This is a genomic window from Cohnella sp. GCM10012308, from assembly GCF_042649185.1.
GTDB lineage: Bacteria > Bacillota > Bacilli > Paenibacillales > Paenibacillaceae > Cohnella.
On sequence record NZ_JBHRYU010000036.1, the window covers coordinates 48,799 to 66,989 of the forward strand.

The window sequence follows — 18,191 nt, forward strand, 5'->3', positions numbered from 1 at the left end:
GGACCGAATGTACAATAGAAAGAACTAAATGCGGAGTTTAGCAACGTTAAATTCCCGCAGCCTGCGCCTGCCCGTCAGCCTGCGCCAGTCCCCGCGGGGCGTACATCCGCTTGATCTCCTCGACCAGCTCCAGGCTGATCCGGCTCGTGGACGACGCGCTGCGGCGGGTCAGAATGCCGAGCGAAGGGCCGTCCGACAGATCGGCCACGTCCTTGACGACGGTGCCGGGGATCGGCGGCGTCACGGCCACGACGGGCGCCAGGGCGATGCCGAGCTTGGACTGTACGAAGTACTTGATCGCGGTGATGCCGGCGACCTCGATGCTGCTCTGGCGCAGCTTGCCGATGTGCTTGGTGATCATCTCTTCGATCCGGATGCGGAAGGCGCAGGAGCCCGGCGTGAACAGGAACTTCTCGTCCTGCAGGTCCCGGAGGCGGATGTCGTCCCGCGCGGCCAGCGGATGGTCGTCCGGCACGATCAGCTTAAAGGTCTCGTTCATTAGAGGATGAAATTCAAGCTCCAGATGAGGCTCCGGCTGATTGCAGAGAGCGAGGTCGATCCGGTCCTCGAGCAGCATGCCGGCGAGCTCCTTCGTCGTGCCGATCGTCACCTTCGCCTGCACCTTCGCCTTAAGCTTGGTGAAGGCGGCGAGAATCTCGGGCACCCGGTTGCTGGCCGAAGGCTCCGAAGCCCCGAAGCGCACGAGGCCTGCCTCTCCCTTGATATAGTCGCCAAGCGCGACGTTCAGGTCGTCGTATTCGCGCAGCAGGGAGTCCGCCCGTTCGTGGAACAGCCGGCCCGCCGTCGTCAGCGTGATCGTCTTGCCCCGCTCGAACAGCTTGACGCCGAGCTCCTCCTCCAGCTTCTTGATCTGGATCGTGATGGTCGGCTGCGAATACTGCAGCGCTTCGGCCGCCCGCTGGAAGTTGCCGAGCTTCACGATCGTCTGAAACGTTTTGATAAGCCGAATCTCCACGGGCGCCGCCCTCTTTCTGACAGTTAAATATTTTTAAACGAACGCTTTATAGATATCAATTATACAAGCCCAGTCTTTTGCTCTATTATAACAGACATGTTCTCTAATAATCCAAGCGGATTACAATGAATTAAAAATTTCATAGAGCGAGGTTATCCATCATGACAAACGCATCTAACGCGGCATCCCAAGCAAACGGCAATGCAGCCGGCGGCGAAAGCCTGTACGTACGCCACACGCCAAGCTTCTCTGCCAAAATTTTCGGCTATGCCCCGGAAGGCTTCAAGTCGTTCGGAGAGTTTAACAAGCAGGCGCTCGCCGCCGGCGCGCTGTCGGTCAAGACGAAGGAACTGATCGCCGTCGCCGTCTCCCACATCACGGGCTGCCCGTACTGCATCGAAGCGCATGTCGGCAAGTCCAAGGCGGAGCAGACCTCTTTCGAAGAGATCTTCGAATCGGTCACGGTCGCGGCAGCGGTCAAGGCGCACTCCGCGTTTTTCAACGGCGCGAACGCGCTGAAGGCGTATGCGGGCAGCCAGGACGCGGACCTGTATCCGCTCACCAACATCGAGCTGGCCGAGAAGCTCGAAGACGCGAACGAAGCGCTTTACAACGGCTTCCACGAATTCGTGCACGTCTCGCTGCGGAGCGGCCGGATCGCCGAGAAGGAAAAGCTGCTGATCGCGGTGGGCTCGGCGCTTGCCGAGGGCAACGCCTATTCGATCGAGATTTTCACGCGCAAGGCGAAGGATGCCGGCATCACGATCGAAGAGCTTGCGGAAACGACGCTCGTTGCGACCGTGCTCAAGGCGGGTTCGGCGATGGCGCACCGCGTAAACGCTCTTCAAGCATTCGAAAGAGAGTAATGGGAGGAGGCCCGGCGATATGAGCGAATCGACGCAAAGACGCGAAGAATGGCCGGCAGGTCTCAAGGAACAGCTCGTGGCCTGGCGAAGGCATCTCCACGCGAACCCCGAGCTGTCCTTCAAGGAAGTCGACACGGCCCGTTACGTGGAAGAGGCGCTCTCGGTCATCGGAGGCTTCGAGCTCAGCCGGCCGACGCCGACGAGCGTCGTGGCGCGCCTGATCGGCCCGAAGCCCGGGCGGACGCTGGCCCTGCGCGCGGACATGGACGCGCTGCCGATCGCCGAGGAGACGGGACTGGCGTACGCCTCCGGCAATCCGGGCGTCATGCATGCCTGCGGCCATGACGGCCACACGGCGATGCTGCTGGCTGCGGCCAAGCTGCTGGCGGCAAGGCGGGATCGGCTGCACGGCGAGATCCGCCTGATCTTCCAGCACGCCGAGGAGCTGCCGCCGGGCGGCGCGATCGAGCTGGTCGAAGCGGCCGTGATGGACGGCGTCGACTGGGTGTTCGGCGAGCATCTGGCGTCGCAGCTGCCGGTCGGCCAGATCGGCGTCGCCTACGGGGACATGGCCGCTTCGCCCGATAACTTCACGATCGTAATCAAAGGGTATGGCGGTCATGCCGGCTTCCCGCACCGCGCGGTCGATACGATCGCGATCGGCGCCCAGATCGTGTCGAACCTCCAGCATATCGTGTCGCGGTACACGAATCCGCTCGACCGGCTCGTCGTTTCCGTCACCCAGTTCACGGCGGGGGCTTCCCATAATGTCATTCCCGATTCGGCCGTGCTGAAGGGTACCGTGCGCAGCTTCGGCGAGCAGGTGCGGCAGGACGCGAAGGAACAGCTGCTGCGGATCGTGCAGGGCATCGCGTCCGCACACGGCGCCGAGTACGAATTCGACTACGTGCTCGGATACCGCCCTGTGGTGAACGACGAGGCGTTGACCCGGATCCTGGAGGAAGCCGCAATTGAGCTGGTCGGCGCGGATGCCGTCGTGCATACGCCGCCGGGCATGAGCGGCGAGGACTTTTCCGCCTATCAGCAAAAAGCGCCCGGTACGTTCGTCAACATCGGTGCCGGCAACGCGGACAAGGGGATCAAGTATCCGCATCATCACCCGAAATTCGATTTCGACGAGGATGCGCTCGAGACCGGCGCGCGACTGTTCGTGCGGGCTGCAGAGAAGCTGCTCGCGTGGGACGAATCATAGTTTACTTTTATTAATGGCTGCGATTAATAGATTTTAATGTACAACTTCGACAAGATCCGCTATCATTGCCTTTATAAAACCAATTAAACAAGTTGGAATTGTTAGTTTTACAGAAATCGGATTTATAGACATTCGGACAAGGGGAGAAAACAAATGAACAAAACGTACCGCAACCTCCTGACGGCGCTGCTCATCATCGCGTTATTCGCCGTCTACGGCTGCTCTTCTAGTAATAATAACGCCGGCTCTTCCGGCTCGGCATCGGCGGGCGCTTCCGCCGGCGCGTCGTCGGGCACGGCGGCTTCGGCCGAACCGGCCGCGGCCGATCTCGCGACCGAGCTTCGTTTCCCGCTCGCGCAGCAGGTACCGACGCTCGACCCGCACCTGTCGCTCAATACGAACGTTTACGTAACGCTCAACATTTTCGAGGGGCTGTTCGCCTTCGACGCCAACTTCAAGCCGGTGCCGATGCTCGCCGAATCGTACGATCTGAGCGAGGACGGCAAGACCTACACGTTCCACCTGCGCCACGGCGTCAAGTTCCACAACGGCAAAGAGATGAAGGCCGAGGACGTCGTCGCCTCCCTGAACCGCTGGAAGTCGGTCACCGGACGGGCGCAAGCGTCCCTGGGCGATTCCGAATTCAAGATCAAGGACGACTACACCGTAGAGCTGGCGCTCAGCGAACCGCGCAACGACATTCTTGCCCAGTTGAGCCACGTGCTGAACAACGCCGCGATCATGCCGAAGGAAGTCGTCGAAGCGGCCGGACCGGACGGCGTCAAGGAATACATCGGTACGGGACCGTTCAAGTTCGTCGAATGGAAGCAGGACCAATACGTGCACGTCGCCAAGTTCGACGACTACCAGCCGGTATCCGCAGAACCTTCGGGCCTGTCGGGCAAAAAGGAAGCCTTCCTGAAGGACGTCTACTTCGACATCGTGACGGACAGCGCGACGCGCTTCTCCTCGTTCCTCGCGGGCACTTACGATTACGTCGACGTCTCGCTGGACAACCAGCCGCAGGTGCAAGGCCTGTCCGACGTGAAGCTGAACAAGAACCTGGGCTCCGACATCAACCTCGTATTCAACAAGAAGTCGCCGCTGTTCTCCAACGTTAAGTACCGCGAGGCTGTCGCGGCCGTGCTGGACGCGGACGAAATTTTGCTCGGCACGGTGAACTCGCCGGATCTGTACCGTCTGAACCCGAGCTACATGTATCCGGAGAATACGACCTGGTACAGCGAAGCCGGCAAGGAAAACTACAACCAGAAAAACGCGGACAAGGCGAGGCAGCTGCTTCAAGAAGCCGGCTACAACGGGCAGGAAGTGACGCTGCTCACGACCAAGGAGCTCGGGGGCTCGTTCTACAACGCGACGATCGTCGTGCAGAAGGAGCTCGAGTCGATCGGCGTCAAGACGAAGCTGGACATCAACGACTTCGCGACGCTGCTCAAGAAGCGTGCGGACGCTAACGCTTGGGACATCTACGTCGGACTGTTCACGATGCCGTCGACGCCTTCGCAGCTGCTCTATCTGAACCCGACGTACGGCTTCGCCGACGACTCCAAACTGGCCGAGCTCACCAAGCAGCTCACCGCGGCTTCCACGGACGAAGAGATCAAGACTGCGAACGACGCGCTGCAGCAGTACGAATGGGAATATCTCGCGGCGGTCAAGATCGGCGACACTTACTCCCAGAGCGCGACGCGGGATAAGCTGACGGGACTGACGACGCTGGCGGGTTATCCGAACCTGGCCAATACGAAGCTGGCGAAGTAAGACAAGCACGCCGCATGGATGCCGACAGGCGCTCATGCGGCCCTTGTTCTTCGCAGGCGCAACCCGAAGGAGGGGCGAAGGATGGCGTTCTATATCGCAAGGCGGCTGCTGGCCACGGTCCCCGTGCTCTTCGTGTTGTCCGTCATCGTATTCCTGATCATCTACCTGATCCCCGGCGATCCGGCCGCCGTCATGCTCGGCGACGGGGCGAGTCCGGAGACGATCGAGGCGCTGCGGGAGCAACTGGGCCTCAATCTGCCGCTGCTACCGCAATACGCGCGGTGGGTCGGCCATGCTTTCCAGGGCAACCTGGGCGATTCGTTCTTTATGCGGCAGCCGGTGTCCGAGGCGCTGGCCGAGCATCTCGGTCCGACCTTCTCGCTCGCCGTGCTGGCCGAGATCGTCGCCGTCGCCGTCGCGGTGCCGCTCGGCATCCGCGCAGCCTCCCGTCAGGGATCGCTGTCGGACAAGGCGCTCACGGGATTTTCGCTGTTCGGGATTACGGTGCCGGGCTTCGTGCTCAGCATGTTTACGGTGCTGCTGTTCTCGGTCCAGCTCAAGTGGCTGCCCGTGTCGGGCTACAAGCCGCTCTCCCACGGGCTGTGGACGCACCTGAAATATTTGATCCTGCCCGCCGTCTCGCTCGGCATCGTCCAGGCCGCCTTGCTCGCCAGAGTCACCCGGGCTTCCATGCTCGAGGCGATGAACGAGAGCTTCGTCAAGACGGCGCTGGCCAAAGGCGTGAGCGAGCGGGGCATCGTCTACCGCCACGTTCTGCGCAACGCGCTGCTGCCGATCCTGACCGTCGCCGGCGGATCGTTCGGAACGCTGATCGCGGGCGCGGCGGTCATCGAATCTATTTTTAACATACCGGGCATGGGCCAAATGCTCGTCAACTCGGTGCAGCGAAGGGACTACGCGGTCATCCAGGGCGTCGTGCTGTTCGTCGCCTTCGCGTACGTGCTGGTCAATCTTGTCGTGGACCTGCTGTACGCGGCCGTCGATCCGCGGATCCGGCTCAAATAACGGAGGGAAAGGAGGAGGCCCTATGCGCGCACTGGAAACGGAAGCGGCCGAGATCGCGGCCGGGCGGCTGCGCCTGAAGCAGGAAAACCGCCGGCTGTTCGCGCGGCGCTTCCTGGCGAACAAGCCGGTCGTGGCGGGCGGCGCGCTCATTGCGATCGTGGCGATCGTATCGCTGCTCGCGCCGTGGATCGCGGGCGGCGACCCTTACGCCCTCGACGTCATCAACCGGCTCAAGGCGCCGAGCGCCGCATTTCCGCTGGGCACGGACAACTTCGGCCGGGACCTGCTGACGCGGGTCGTCTACGGCACGCGGATGTCCGCCGAGGTCGGGTTCGCCGTCGCCGCGGGCGCATCCGCGATCGGACTGGTCGTCGGTTTGTACGCAGGGTACTTCAAGTGGCTCGACCAGATTCTGATGCGCGTGATGGACGGCTTGTTTGCCTTCCCGGCGGTCCTCCTCGCGATCGCCATGATGGCGGCGCTTGGACCTAGCGTCGGCAATCTGATCGTCTGCCTGATCATCGTGTTCGTCCCGTCGATCGCGCGCATCGTCCGCTCGTCCGTGCTGGTCGCCAAGGAGCAGACCTACGTCGAGGCGATGCACGCGCTGGGCGCTTCCCATACCCGGATCATCTGGAAGCACATCATGCCGAACGCCTTGTCCGCGCTGATCGTGCAGGGGACGTTCGTCTTCGCCGAGGCGATCATCGTCGAAGCGGCGCTGAGCTTCCTCGGCGCGGGCATTCCGGCGCCGACGCCGAGTCTCGGGAACCTGCTCTCCGACGGCAAAATGTTCATTTACAATTCGTCCTGGATGGTCGTATTTCCCGGCCTCGCGCTCGTCATTGTCGTGCTCGGGATGAACCTGTTCGGCGACGGACTGCGGGACCTGCTCGATCCCCATTCGCGTAGGTCGGGCAAGAAACGCTGATTTTGAGGGCAGAGGCAAAGCGCTCTGCCGGTTGCACTAGAGACGACGCACGCGAGCCAGAGAGAGGAGGATGCGCATGTCGGCCGAACCCCTTTTACGCATCAGAGGATTGAGAACTTACTTCCATACGGAGCGGGGCCGGCTGCCCGCCGTGGACGGCGTATCGCTGGACGTAGGCAAGGGCGAGATCGTCGGCATCGTCGGCGAATCCGGCTGCGGCAAGAGCGCGACCGCCCAGTCGGTGCTGCGGCTGTTCGACGAGAAGCGCCTCGCCAGCTACGAAGGCGAGATCGACTACGACGGCACGGATCTGCTGCGGTTGTCGCAGAAGCAGATGCGCGACATTCGCGGCAACGAGATCTCGATGATCTTCCAGGATCCGCTCAGCTCGCTTAATCCCGTCCATACGGTCGGACAGCAGATCGTCGAGACGCTCCGGCTGCACCGGCCGATCGGCAAGAAGGAGGCCGCGGCGCGAGCCATCGAGCTGCTGAGAATGACCGGCATTCCCGCGCCGGAGCGCCGGGCGCGCGAGTATCCGCACCAGCTGTCCGGCGGCATGCGCCAGCGCGTCATGATCGCGATCGCGCTCGCCTGCGAGCCGAAGCTGCTCATCGCGGACGAGCCGACGACCGCGCTGGACGTCACGATCCAGGCGCAGATCCTCGAGCTGATCGCGGGCCTGAACCGCCGGCTCGGCATGAGCGTCATGCTGATTACGCACGATCTTGGCGTCGTCGCCGAAGCGTGCACGCGCGTCGTCGTCATGTATTTGGGCCAGGTGGTCGAATCGGCCGACGTGCGCACGCTGTTCGCGAAGCCGCTTCACCCGTATACGATCGGTCTCATGCGATCCGTTCCCCGGCTGGACGGAGACCGGACGCAGGAGCTGCCGGCGGTGCCGGGCAGCGTCCCAACGCTTGGCCAGGTGCCGCCGGGCTGCCGCTTCGCTTCGCGATGCGCCTACGCGGACGACCGGTGCCGCGCCGAGATGCCCGAGCTCGAGACGCTGCCGGGAACCGACACGCAGGTGAGGTGCTGGTACGCGGGACAGATCGCAGAAGGGAGGCTGGCGGATGCCAACCGTGAACGTTAAAAAGCCTGAAGCCGAGCCGTTGCTGCGCGTCGAAGGGCTCAAGAAGCATTACGGCGTCGCGGGGCAGGCGGGCTTCCGCCGCTCGGTCGTCAAGGCCGTCGACGGCGTCTCCTTCGAGCTGCGCGAGGGCGAGACGTACGGCCTCGTCGGCGAGTCCGGCTGCGGCAAGAGCACGCTCGGCAAGTCGCTGCTCCGCCTGACGGAGCCCTCCGAAGGTCAGGCGTTCTATAAGGGCGCCGACCTGTTCAAGCAGCCGCGCAAGGCGATGCAGCGTTACCGCCGCGAGCTGCAGATGGTGTTCCAGGATCCCTTTTCCTCGCTGAACCCGCGCCGGATCGTCGGACTCGCGCTCGAGGAGCCGCTGGCGATCCACGGCATCGGTTCGGCCAAGGAGCGGACGCATCGGGCGATGGATATCTTGCGGACGGTCGGCTTGCAGATGGAGCACTACTACCGGCTGCCCCACGAACTGTCGGGCGGACAAAGGCAGCGCATCGGACTGGCGCGGGCGCTTATCCTCAATCCCCGGATCGTCATCTGCGACGAGCCCGTATCCGCCCTGGACGTCATTATCCAATCGCAGGTCATCAACCTGATGCAGAAGCTCCAGCGGGAGCTGAAGCTTACGTATTTGTTTATCGCGCACGATATCGCCGTCGTCCGGCATATCTCCGACCGGATCGGCATCATGTACCTCGGCAAGCTCGTCGAGGAAGCCGACACGGACAGTCTGTTCGCGAACCCCCGCCATCCATACACGCAGGTGCTGCTCTCCGCCGTCCCGGTACCGGATCCGACCGCCAAGCCGGAGCGGATCGTCCTCGAGGGCGATCTGCCTTCGCCGCTCGATCCGCCCGCGGGCTGCGCTTTTCACACCCGTTGTCCCTATGCCATGGACCGCTGCCGGACCGAGGCGCCGCTCTACCGCGAAGTCGCGCCGGGCCATTCTGCCGCGTGCCACCTAACTTAGACCGAGAGGCAGGAACCGATATGAAACAAATTCATCTTGGCGTATTCGAAGTCAACAGCGTCAACCATCTCACGCAAGGCATCTGGGCGCATCCCGATCAGAACCGGGTCCACTACAGCAAGATCGAGTATTGGAAAAACATCGCGCAGCTGCTCGAGCGGGGCAAGTTCGACTTCATGTTTTTCGCCGACACGTACGGCTATCCGAAGGCGCGCACCGAACTCGCCTTCCGCGAGGCGACCGGCCTGCCAGGCAACGATCCGATGATGCTCATCCCCGCGCTGGCCATGGTCACGAAAAATCTGGCGTTTACGATGACGACCTCCACGAGCTACGAAGCGCCGTACGCCAACGCCCGCCGGTTCTCCTCGCTCGACCATGTTACGGACGGCCGCATCGGCTGGAACGTCGTGACGACGAGCAACAAGTCCGCCGCCGACCTGTTCGGCCGCGAGGACCTGTTCCTGCCGCACGACGAGCGCTACGACATGGCCGACGAGTACATGGATGTGAGCTACAAGCTGTTCGAGGGCAGCTGGGAGGACGACGCGGTGCGCATCGACCGCGAGAACCGCGTCTTCACCGATCCGGACAAGGTGCACAAGATCGTGCACGAGGGCAAGTATTTCAAGATGACGGGCTACCACGCGGCCGAGCCGTCTCCGCAGCGCACGCCGGTCATCTTCCAGGCGGGCAGCTCGGAGCGGGGCAGGGCGTTCGCGGCGAAGCACGCCGAAGGCGTGTTCCTGAAGGCGCCGACGATCGAAGTGCTGCGCGACCAGGTTGCCGATATCCGCCGCCGCGCCGCCGAGTACGGCCGCGATCCGGCCGCCGTCAAGGTGTTCACGGGGCTGTCGGTCGTCGTCGCGCCGACGAAGGAGGAAGCCGAGCGCAAGCACGCGGAGTATCTCTCCTATCAGAGCGCGGAGGCTACGCTGTCCAGCTACGCCGGCGTCACGGGCATCGACCTGACCAAGCTCGATCCCGATTCGTACTTTGAAAACATCCACACCGAGATGGGCCAGACGCATACCGACCGCTTCACCAAGCACAGCAAGACGAAGAAGACCGTGCGCGAGGTAGCCGACGACTTCTTGAAGAAGGGCTTCCGCGGCTTGACCGTGGTCGGCACGCCGGAGGAAGTGGCGGACAAGATCCAGTACTGGGTCGAGGAAACGGACGTCGACGGCTTCAACCTGGAGCCGTACATTTTGCCGGCCTCCTACGAGGATTTTATCGAGCTGGTCGTGCCGGTGCTGCAGGAGCGCGGACTGTTCAAGCGGGAATACGGGGAAGGCACGTTCCGCGAGCGGCTGTTCGGCAACGGCGCGGCCCGGCTGCCTGAGCACCATCCGGGCGCGGCGTTCCGCGACGTGTCGCGGTTGTCCTGATGCCGGGGGATCGCTCGATGACCCTGAACGAAGCAGTGGAAGACGAGGGGCGGTTAGTCGAAGGCGAGGGGCGGTTGGCCGAAGACGAGGAGCTGCTCGAGCGGTCGCCCGCGCAGCGCGATCTGCTCGCGCGGGTGCGAAGGCTCGGGATCGAGCAGATCGGACCGGCGGCGATCCGGATCGACCGGGAGGCGCGGTACCCGCATGAGGCGATCGACGCCCTGAAGGCCGCGGGACTGCCCGGTCTGTGCGTGCCGCTTGCCGAAGGCGGCGGGGGCGCGGGCTACCGCGGCGACGCGGAGCTGCTCCCGCTCGTGCTGATGGAGCTGGCCTCCTGGTGCTCGTCGACCTCGCAGGTGTTCGCTCTGCACAACACGGGCGTGCAGCTCGTTCATGCCATGGGCGACGCGGAGCAGCGTCGGTTTTTCTTTGCGGAGGCGCTGTCCGGCCATCTGTTCGCGAGCTTCGGCAGCGAGGCCGGCGCGGACCGCATGGCGCTGTCCAGCGTGCTGACCCGCGCGGAAGGCGGCTACCTGCTGAACGGCCGCAAAATTTTCGCGACGGGCTCGCCCGGGGCGAAATGGGCGTTCTGGCGCTCGGTGTCCGCCGAAGCGGCGGGCTCGCAGGACGACCGGTACATGATGCCGGTCGTCGGGCTGTCCGGGCCGGGCGTCACGGTCATCGACGACTGGGACGGCATCGGCCAGCGCGGCACGGGCAGCGGCAAGGTCGAGGCCGCGGACGTCTTCGTGCCGGACGCCCGCGTGATGGGCGGACCGGGCGCGTACGGCGCGCATGCCGCTTATTTCGCCGCCCAGTTCCATATCAACTTCGCGGCTCAGTTCGTCGGCATGGCCGCCGGCGCGCTTCGCGAGGCGCTAACCTACGTCCGCGAACGGGCGCGCCCTTGGCCGGGCGCAAGCAGCGCCGCGGAGGATCCGTATACGCTGCTGCGGATCGGCGACATGTCGACGCGCATCGCTGGCGCGCGGGAGCTTGTCCTGCGGGCGGCGCGCCTGCTGGGCACGCACGACGGCGGCCCCGAGCTGCGGCGCGGCATTCGGCTTGCGGCCTCGCAGGCCAAGATTGCCGCGACCGATGCGGCCCTCGAGGTGACCGGCGCGGTATTCCAGGTCATGGGCGCGCGGGCGGCGACGCGCGAGTGTGGGATCGACCGCTTCTACCGCAATGCCAGGACGCTGACGCTGCACGATCCGGTGGACCGCCAGCGGGAGACGGCCGGCAGGGAAGAGCTGGCCGCGGCGGCGCGCGGGACGAGCCGCTGAAAAAAAACGCGATGGCGCCGGACCGCGGTGTGCTGTGATGCGCGATCGGTGTACCGGCGCTTGTCGGATGTTTGGCAGCCAACAAAACTGCATTTGTACAGGTATTTTCTGCCGACGCGCCACACTCGATCAAATACCTGCAAATGTGCAGGTAAATACAGAGCACAAGCCGAAAATCCGCCTAATGAAAGAAATTAACTGCGCTTTGACATCTATTCTGTATTAAAGGACGAAATCGGCAAAAAAAGATGTATATTTGCAGGCATTGTGGCGAAAAAACGACGTTGGCGGCGATACACGGGATCGTCGGAACGGCTGTCGGACGAGCCATGGATAGGCATTCCGAGCGCGCGACCCAAGTTCGGATATCCGCCAAACTTCAAAGGAACGTCAGGCGATCTCTACCCCTGACGTTTTTTCTCGTGCCTGCATTCTCTTTGACATGATCGCGAAGACAACCCGATAGGTATAAGTACGGATTCCGATCGCTTGCCCACATCGTTCGCATGGAGGGAGGTGGCTGTCAAAATCGCGGCATCGCTCGTTTTGATAGCGCTACCATTTACCGGATCGTATTTTATCTGACGAAGAGGGGACTTCGATCTCGATGGCCAAAACGACTTCGTTTCTGAAAAAACCGCTCGGCATGCTGGCGCTGACGCTCGCGCTGATCCTTGTCGGCAGCTTTTTGGCGGGTATGTTCAACACTTCCTTTTACAACGTGAAGGTCAAGGAGATTTCCTTCAAGGGGGATCACGGCACGCTGGACGCGCTGCTGTATATGCCGAAGGGCGCCGGGGCGAACGACCCGCGTCCGGTCATCGTCACGACGCACGGCTACTTGAATTCCAAGGAGATGCAGGACGCGCCCGCGATCGAGATGTCCAGACGGGGGTATATCGTGCTGGCGCTCGATATGTACGACCACGGCGACTCGCGTTGGAGCGCGGACATCCCGGTCAAGGATATGTTCGGCACCTTCTGGATCTACTCGCAATTCGACGCGGCGAAGTACGTTTACGAGCAGCCTTATACGAAAAAGGACGACAAGGGCAACGCCTACATTGCGGTCAGCGGGCACTCCATGGGCGGCTTCTCTTCGCTCGTCGCGATGTACATGGACGAGATGAACGCCCTGAAGACCGGGTACCGCATGATATACGCGGGCATTCCGGCGGGCGCGGACTTCTCGTATGCCGCCGCGATCGCGCCGCAGGATCAGATGCAGGCGGCGTTCGGCAGCCGGACGGTCGGCGTGATCGCCGGCAAGTACGACGAGTTCTTCTTTAACAAGTCGGATGCGGAGAAAAGCGCTTCGGAGAAAAAAGTGAAGGGCACCGTCACGAGCAAAAACTTCGCTTCGACGGCTTCCGGCGAAGCGTTCCTCGGCCTGCCCGCCGGCCAGGCGGGCGACTCGGGCAAGTTCTATCAAGTCGCGTCCGGCGATCTGAAGCTCGAGGACAAGGTCGTCCGTCCGTCGCAGTCCGGCGAACGCGTCATCTTTACGCCGAATCAGACGCATCCGTGGAACCACATTTCTCCTGCGGCGACCGCCGATCTCATCTCTTTCTATACGCATGCGTTCAAGGGCGCGACTTCGCCGAATCAGACCGATGCGGCGCTCGGAACGGGCCATCAGATTTGGTGGCTGAAGGAAGCGTTCAACGGCGTCGCGCTGGCCGGATTTTTCCTGCTGTTCGTTCCGCTGATCACGCTGCTGCTCCGCGCGCCGTTCCTGCGCGGGGCCGTCACGGGACCGATCGCTGCCGTTTCGGCGCCTGCGGGCGGCAGGCAGAAGACGGTCTACTGGCTGGCGATCGCGTTCAGCACGCTGATTCCGGCCATCCTGTTCCCGACGCTTATGGATAAATCCGCGGACGGACTGAACGTGCTGAAGATCGTCAGCCTCGTGCTGGCGGGCCTGGGCTTGCTGGCGTTCGCCGCAGGCTTCGTTCCGGGCAAGTCGCGCGCAGGCGCATGGCTGGCGCGGACGCGCATCGGCTCGCTTATCCTCGCTGTCGTCGCGTTCGCCATGTGGCTCATTTTCCATTATGCGGAGCATCTCTTCCCGCTGGGGCCGTTCTTCAACGAGCCGACCACGAACCAGATCGTGTACTGGGCGCTCGTGTCGGCGGCCATCATGACGTTCGTCACCTTCGCGTTCCACTACTTCGCGAAGCGGGATGCGGGCACGAGATTCAATCATTACGGCATCAGCCTGAGCCCGACGGCGATCGTCGCCAGCCTGTGCGTCGCCGTGCTGGCCGCGCTGGGCGGCTATCTGCTCCTGTTCGCCGTACAGGCCGCGTTCGGCACCGACTTCCGCCTTTGGGTGCTGGCGGTGCGCACGTTCCAGGTCGAGCACTTCGTTACGGCGCTGCGTTATATACCGTTCTTCCTGATCTACTACTTCGTCGGTACGATGGCGCTGAACGCGAATACGAGAGGGCAGCGCGGCGGCTGGTTCTGGGCGATCGTGCTGAACATGGGCGGGCTGGCGCTGTGGCTCGCTTTCCAATACGGCAAGGACTTTATTACGGGCGTGGCGCTGTATCCCGGCCAGGCGCTCAACGGCATCTTGCTGTTCGCGCTGGCGCCGTGCCTCGCGGTGGCGGCCGTCTATTCCCGCAAGCTGTTCGAGAAAACGAACAACGTATGGCTGGGCGCCTTCCTGAACGCCATTCTGTTCACGATGATCGCGGTGGCGAACACGGCTTTGTTCTGGAATCTGGTGTAATCAAGCTGCGAGGCATCCGGAGTGACCACAGATCCGCTATTGCGCGAATTTGGGCGGTTTCGGCCAGGCTGCGGACCGCGGATCCGTTAGTTAGCTCAAAACCGGTGCCGGAACCCGCTGTGGGAGGGAATAGCAGATTCTGTGTCCGAAACAGGTGCGGGGGAGCGAATGGAGCGCAAATAGCGGAACCTTGGTCCGCGGGCGACACGCCGACGCAACAACGCAACGACCAAAGACGCGCCGCCGCTCACACGTTCTCCCGCACCGTCCTGCAGTACTCGGTAGGCGACATGCCCGCGTGCTTGCGGAACACTTTGCTGAAATAATAAGGATCGCCCAACCCGGTCAGATAGCCGATCTCGGCAAAGCTGAGCGGCGTCGCCTGCATCAGTTCTTTGGCATGTCCGATGCGGACGCGGTTAATGTAGCGGATGATCGGCACGCCGGTCGTCTGCCTGAAGACGCGGTTCAAGTAATCGAAGTTGCCGCCCATGTCGCGCTCGATCTCGTCGCCTGTAATGCGGCGCGCATAGTTTCGGTGAATATACTCGAGCAGGGCGTTGACCTTGACCAGCGCCTTCGCGCCTTGTCCGCCGGAATCCGCAAGCGCCTCGATCAGGTGCTGGCGCCCGAGACCGACGAGCAGCTCGGCGAACTTGAGCGCGGTCAGATGGCGGTTGTATTGCCTCCTTCCGCTTAGCTGCAGGAGCTCGCCTAGCGCATGGAGCGCCTGGTGCACGTACGGCTTGCCCGCGAACGACATGAATTTGGGAAGATAATATCGCGCGTCCTCGCCGACTTCCGCTATGTCCGCTTCCTGCTGCAGCATCGTGCGCCTGGCTAGCGCGACCGTATCGCCACCGTCATCGTCCTGCCTGCGAATATCCGGGTGGCTGAAGTGGATGTAGTAATAATCGCAAGCATGCTTCTCCAGCCCTTCGTGCTCGAGCCCGGGCTCCAGCAGGACCGCTTCCCCGCGTTTAAGCTTGTAGGCCGTGCCGTCTTCCGCCAGATGCAGCTCTCCGCTCTTGATGAAGTAGAGGATGTACTCGTCCGATTTCCGTTTGAAATGAAGCCAGGGCGTCCGGTAAGAGACGAACCCCGCGACCCTGATGCTCGGAACCCAATCTGCGCGGATAGACAACATGCGGAACATTCCTCCCAAGCGATCCCAAAAGTCGCTTTTGTACAAATACGGTCTCGATCGGACATTCTCCTTCATCTTAACACGGCCTATACTGGGAGGGACGAACAATAGGCATACGATAGGCAAAGATAGCAAAGGAGATGGACGATAGATGGCAGGTTTTTCGATCGACAGGCCGGCGGGCGATACGGCGGAGGCGCAGGCAAAGGTAACGCCGGGAGCGATTAAGACGCAGCGTCTGGGCGTCGTGGGGCTGGGCGGCATGGCGATGGCCCATATCGAGGGCCTCCTCAAGCTGGAGGGGATGGCGATCTCGGCGATCTGCGACGTGCAGCGATCCGCGTTGGACGAAGTCGGCGAGCGGCTCGGCATTCCGTCCGAGAGACGCCATACGGACTATAGCGGGCTGATCGCGGACGAGGCGGTCGATGCCGTCGTTTCGGTGACGCCCAACGCGCTGCACGCAGAGGTCATGCGGCTGTGTCTGCTGGCAGGCAAGCCGTTTTTATCCGAAAAGCCGTTCACGCGCACGTTCGAGGAAGCCGAGGAGCTGAACGCGCTGTTCGCGACGCATCCGGTGCCCGCTATGATCGGCTTCAGCTACCGCTACACGCCGGCGTTCCGGCTGGTCAAGCGGATGCTGGACGAGAATCGCATCGGCGCGGTGCGCAGCTTTTCGATCCAATATCTGCAGGGCTGGGGCGCGGCCGTCTATAAGACGCCGTACGTCTGGCGCTTCGACCGCAATGTTACCGGCACCGGCACGCTCGGCGACCTCGGCGCGCATATGATCGATCTGGCGCACTATTTGTTCGGCGCTTTCGAGGAGCTGTCCGCAAGGCTGCAGACGCTGATCCCGGAGCGGGCCGATCCGCGGACCGGCGAGATGACGGCGGTGGAGGTGGACGACTTCGCGTCCTTCCAGTCGCTGATGACGAACGGGGCGGCGGGCTTGTTCCAGACGACGCGCAACGCGATCGGTTCCGGCAACCAGCTGGAGGTGTCGATCTTCGGCGACGAAGGGACGCTGATGGCAAGCACGGAGCGGCCGGAGGAGATTGCGTGGATTCGCGTGGACGCGGAGACGGGAGAGCTGGTGCGGGAGACGCGCCGATCGCCGCAGAGCGAGCGGCTCAATCAATGGCAGGACTTCGCGGCGATGCTCGCCGGCGCGCCGGGACCGGGGCTTCCGGATTTTGCGGTCGGGTACGAGAACCAGCGGGTACTGGAGGCGATCGTTCGCTCCCATGAGGAGAAGCGGACGATATCGCTGCGCTAGGCGGCGCTTTTAACGGCGTTTATAAGCAGCGGCATTAAAAGGATATGCGCTTAAGAAAGCAGGGGGAGTGAAGTCCCCCTTGCTTTTGCTTGTTTGTGAACGCGTGTTAATTTTTCGTGGAATCGCTTTGCTTTCTGTTCCGAATCGGTTAAGGTAGAGTTATCTGATAGGAAAAGGAGACTCGATCATGGCGGAACAACGCATCGTGAAGTGGGGCATTATGGGGCCGGGGGGCATCTCGGACAACTTCGCCACGGAGCTGCCGCACGCGCCGGGCGCCGAGCTCGTTGCAGTCGCAGGACGCTCGCTGGACAAAGCGCAGGCCTTTGCCGAGAAGTTCGGCATCCCGCGCGCCTACGGCAGCTGCGAGGAGCTCGCGGCCGATCCGGACGTCGAGATCGTCTACATCGGCACGCTGCATCCGATTCACAAGGACAACGCGCTGACGCTGCTGCGCGGCGGCAAGTCCGTGCTCTGCGAGAAGCCGTTCACGATTAACGCGGCCGAGGCCAAGGAGATCGCGGATCTGGCGCGCGAGAAGGGGCTCTTCCTCATGGAAGCGATGTGGACGCGTTATCTGCCCGCCATCGTCAAGGTGCGGGAATGGCTGGACAGCGGCGCCATCGGCGACGTGCGCATCGTGAAGGCCGAGTTCGGCTTCGACGCGGGCTGGCATCCCGAAGGCCGCCTGCTGAACAAGGAAAAGGGCGGCGGCACGCTGCTCGATGCCGGCATCTACCCGGTGTCGTTCGCTTCGATGGTATATGGCGGGGAGCAGCCTTCCAAGATCGCGAGCTCCGTCATTATCGGCGAGACGGGCGTGGACGAGCAGTTCTCGCTGCTGTTCGAGTACGGCGGCGGCCGTACGGCTTCCCTGCATGGCGCGGTACGGCTGTCCATGTCCAACGAGGCCGTTATTTACGGCACGAAGGGATGCATCGTCGTGCCGAACTTCCTGTTCGCCAAGGCTGCGACGCTGCAAGTCAACGGGGAAGAACCGGTTGCCTTCAAGCAGGAGCTCGAGCCGTCCGGCCACTTCTACCAGGCGATCGAGGCGATGGAGTGCCTGCGCGCCGGCCGCAAGGAGAGCGAAGTGCTGACGGTCGACGAGACGGTGCGCATCATGGACACACTCGACCGGGTGCGCGAGCCCTGGGGGCTTAAGTATCCGAGCGAAGCGTGATCGTTCGCGGCGGGAGGCTTTAAGCAGGGACGATATAAGCAAGGACGATAGACGAGGACGATCCTCGTTTGTCGTCCTTTTTAGCGTATCCGGAATTGGCGGCGGTCGTGGGCAGGTAAGCGCGCATTCGGCATGCAGGAGCTTATCGGAAGTTTGGCGGGGCGAAATAGCTGCATTTATACAGGTATTTTCTATGGACCAACGACACGCGATGGAAAAGATGCAAATGTGCAGGTAAATTCAACGCACGAGCCGGAAATGGGGCTGATGACGAAAAATAACTGCGCTTTTGCATCTATCCTTTTTAA

At 62.5% G+C, this 18,191-nt stretch carries 14 protein-coding genes; 12 read left to right on the plus strand and 2 right to left on the minus strand.

Annotation, left to right across the window (positions count from 1 at the left end):
* Window positions 1-46: 46 nt before the first annotated feature.
* Window positions 47-976 carry a LysR family transcriptional regulator gene (locus ACFOTD_RS28615; RefSeq protein ID WP_378123372.1) on the minus strand — a complete coding sequence of 310 codons (930 nt, stop codon included), beginning with the start codon at window positions 974-976 and terminating at the stop codon, window positions 47-49.
* 161 nt (window positions 977-1,137) lie between these two features.
* Between ACFOTD_RS28615 and ACFOTD_RS28620 the strand changes: the two genes are divergently transcribed.
* The 10 genes from ACFOTD_RS28620 (at window position 1,138) to ACFOTD_RS28665 (ending at window position 14,274) form a co-directional block, all read left to right on the plus strand.
* Window positions 1,138-1,842 carry a carboxymuconolactone decarboxylase family protein gene (locus ACFOTD_RS28620; RefSeq protein ID WP_378123373.1) on the plus strand — a complete coding sequence of 235 codons (705 nt, stop codon included), beginning with the start codon at window positions 1,138-1,140 and terminating at the stop codon, window positions 1,840-1,842.
* A 19-nt stretch (window positions 1,843-1,861) separates the two neighbouring features.
* A complete protein-coding gene (locus ACFOTD_RS28625) occupies window positions 1,862-3,055 on the plus strand; it encodes an amidohydrolase (RefSeq protein ID WP_378123374.1) in 1,194 nt (397 codons plus the stop codon).
* Window positions 3,056-3,208: 153 nt separating this feature from the next.
* Window positions 3,209-4,837 carry an ABC transporter substrate-binding protein gene (locus ACFOTD_RS28630; protein WP_378123375.1) on the plus strand — a complete coding sequence of 543 codons (1,629 nt, stop codon included), beginning with the start codon at window positions 3,209-3,211 and terminating at the stop codon, window positions 4,835-4,837.
* An 81-nt stretch (window positions 4,838-4,918) separates the two neighbouring features.
* Window positions 4,919-5,863: an ABC transporter permease gene (locus tag ACFOTD_RS28635; protein WP_378123376.1), complete on the plus strand. Its 945-nt coding sequence runs from the start codon at window positions 4,919-4,921 to the stop codon at window positions 5,861-5,863.
* Window positions 5,864-5,885: 22 nt separating this feature from the next.
* Window positions 5,886-6,794: an ABC transporter permease gene (locus ACFOTD_RS28640; RefSeq protein WP_378123377.1), complete on the plus strand. Its 909-nt coding sequence runs from the start codon at window positions 5,886-5,888 to the stop codon at window positions 6,792-6,794.
* 76 nt (window positions 6,795-6,870) lie between these two features.
* Window positions 6,871-7,890: an ABC transporter ATP-binding protein gene (locus tag ACFOTD_RS28645; RefSeq protein ID WP_378123378.1), complete on the plus strand. Its 1,020-nt coding sequence runs from the start codon at window positions 6,871-6,873 to the stop codon at window positions 7,888-7,890.
* On the plus strand, window positions 7,871-8,860 hold the full coding sequence (locus ACFOTD_RS28650) for an ABC transporter ATP-binding protein (protein WP_378123379.1): 990 nt from the start codon (window positions 7,871-7,873) through the stop codon (window positions 8,858-8,860). Before ACFOTD_RS28645 ends, ACFOTD_RS28650 begins: the two co-directional genes overlap by 20 nt.
* 20 nt (window positions 8,861-8,880) lie before the next feature.
* Window positions 8,881-10,251, plus strand: coding sequence for an LLM class flavin-dependent oxidoreductase (locus tag ACFOTD_RS28655; RefSeq protein ID WP_378123380.1), 1,371 nt, complete (start codon window positions 8,881-8,883; stop codon window positions 10,249-10,251).
* Between the two features lie 17 nt (window positions 10,252-10,268).
* A complete protein-coding gene (locus ACFOTD_RS28660) occupies window positions 10,269-11,537 on the plus strand; it encodes an acyl-CoA dehydrogenase family protein (RefSeq protein WP_378123381.1) in 1,269 nt (422 codons plus the stop codon).
* A gap of 607 nt (window positions 11,538-12,144) precedes the next feature.
* Entirely contained in the window at window positions 12,145-14,274 is a 2,130-nt protein-coding gene (locus ACFOTD_RS28665; RefSeq protein WP_378123382.1) for an alpha/beta hydrolase family protein, read from the plus strand.
* Between the two features lie 247 nt (window positions 14,275-14,521).
* On the opposite strand, the gene ACFOTD_RS28670 is transcribed toward ACFOTD_RS28665, so the two are convergent.
* A complete protein-coding gene (locus ACFOTD_RS28670; RefSeq protein ID WP_378123383.1) occupies window positions 14,522-15,421 on the minus strand; it encodes a helix-turn-helix domain-containing protein in 900 nt (299 codons plus the stop codon).
* 151 nt (window positions 15,422-15,572) lie between these two features.
* Between ACFOTD_RS28670 and ACFOTD_RS28675 the strand changes: the two genes are divergently transcribed.
* Both ACFOTD_RS28675 and ACFOTD_RS28680 read left to right on the plus strand, forming a co-directional pair.
* Window positions 15,573-16,700 carry a Gfo/Idh/MocA family protein gene (locus tag ACFOTD_RS28675; protein ID WP_378123384.1) on the plus strand — a complete coding sequence of 376 codons (1,128 nt, stop codon included), beginning with the start codon at window positions 15,573-15,575 and terminating at the stop codon, window positions 16,698-16,700.
* 187 nt (window positions 16,701-16,887) lie between these two features.
* Entirely contained in the window at window positions 16,888-17,883 is a 996-nt protein-coding gene (locus tag ACFOTD_RS28680) for a Gfo/Idh/MocA family protein (protein ID WP_378123385.1), read from the plus strand.
* The last annotated feature ends 308 nt before the right edge of the window (window positions 17,884-18,191 follow it).

Bases quoted from the DNA above. Each gene is read 5' to 3' on its own strand.
- ACFOTD_RS28620 (WP_378123373.1), top strand. From the start codon at position 1,138: ATGACAAACGCATCTAACGCGGCATCCCAAGCAAACGGCAATGCAGCC.
- ACFOTD_RS28625 (WP_378123374.1), top strand. From the start codon at position 1,862: ATGAGCGAATCGACGCAAAGACGCGAAGAATGGCCGGCAGGTCTCAAG.
- ACFOTD_RS28630 (WP_378123375.1), top strand. From the start codon at position 3,209: ATGAACAAAACGTACCGCAACCTCCTGACGGCGCTGCTCATCATCGCG.
- ACFOTD_RS28635 (WP_378123376.1), top strand. From the start codon at position 4,919: ATGGCGTTCTATATCGCAAGGCGGCTGCTGGCCACGGTCCCCGTGCTC.
- ACFOTD_RS28640 (WP_378123377.1), top strand. From the start codon at position 5,886: ATGCGCGCACTGGAAACGGAAGCGGCCGAGATCGCGGCCGGGCGGCTG.
- ACFOTD_RS28645 (WP_378123378.1), top strand. From the start codon at position 6,871: ATGTCGGCCGAACCCCTTTTACGCATCAGAGGATTGAGAACTTACTTC.
- ACFOTD_RS28650 (WP_378123379.1), top strand. From the start codon at position 7,871: ATGCCAACCGTGAACGTTAAAAAGCCTGAAGCCGAGCCGTTGCTGCGC.
- ACFOTD_RS28655 (WP_378123380.1), top strand. From the start codon at position 8,881: ATGAAACAAATTCATCTTGGCGTATTCGAAGTCAACAGCGTCAACCAT.
- ACFOTD_RS28660 (WP_378123381.1), top strand. From the start codon at position 10,269: ATGACCCTGAACGAAGCAGTGGAAGACGAGGGGCGGTTAGTCGAAGGC.
- ACFOTD_RS28665 (WP_378123382.1), top strand. From the start codon at position 12,145: ATGGCCAAAACGACTTCGTTTCTGAAAAAACCGCTCGGCATGCTGGCG.
- ACFOTD_RS28670 (WP_378123383.1), bottom strand. From the start codon at position 15,421: ATGTTGTCTATCCGCGCAGATTGGGTTCCGAGCATCAGGGTCGCGGGG.
- ACFOTD_RS28675 (WP_378123384.1), top strand. From the start codon at position 15,573: ATGGCAGGTTTTTCGATCGACAGGCCGGCGGGCGATACGGCGGAGGCG.
- ACFOTD_RS28680 (WP_378123385.1), top strand. From the start codon at position 16,888: ATGGCGGAACAACGCATCGTGAAGTGGGGCATTATGGGGCCGGGGGGC.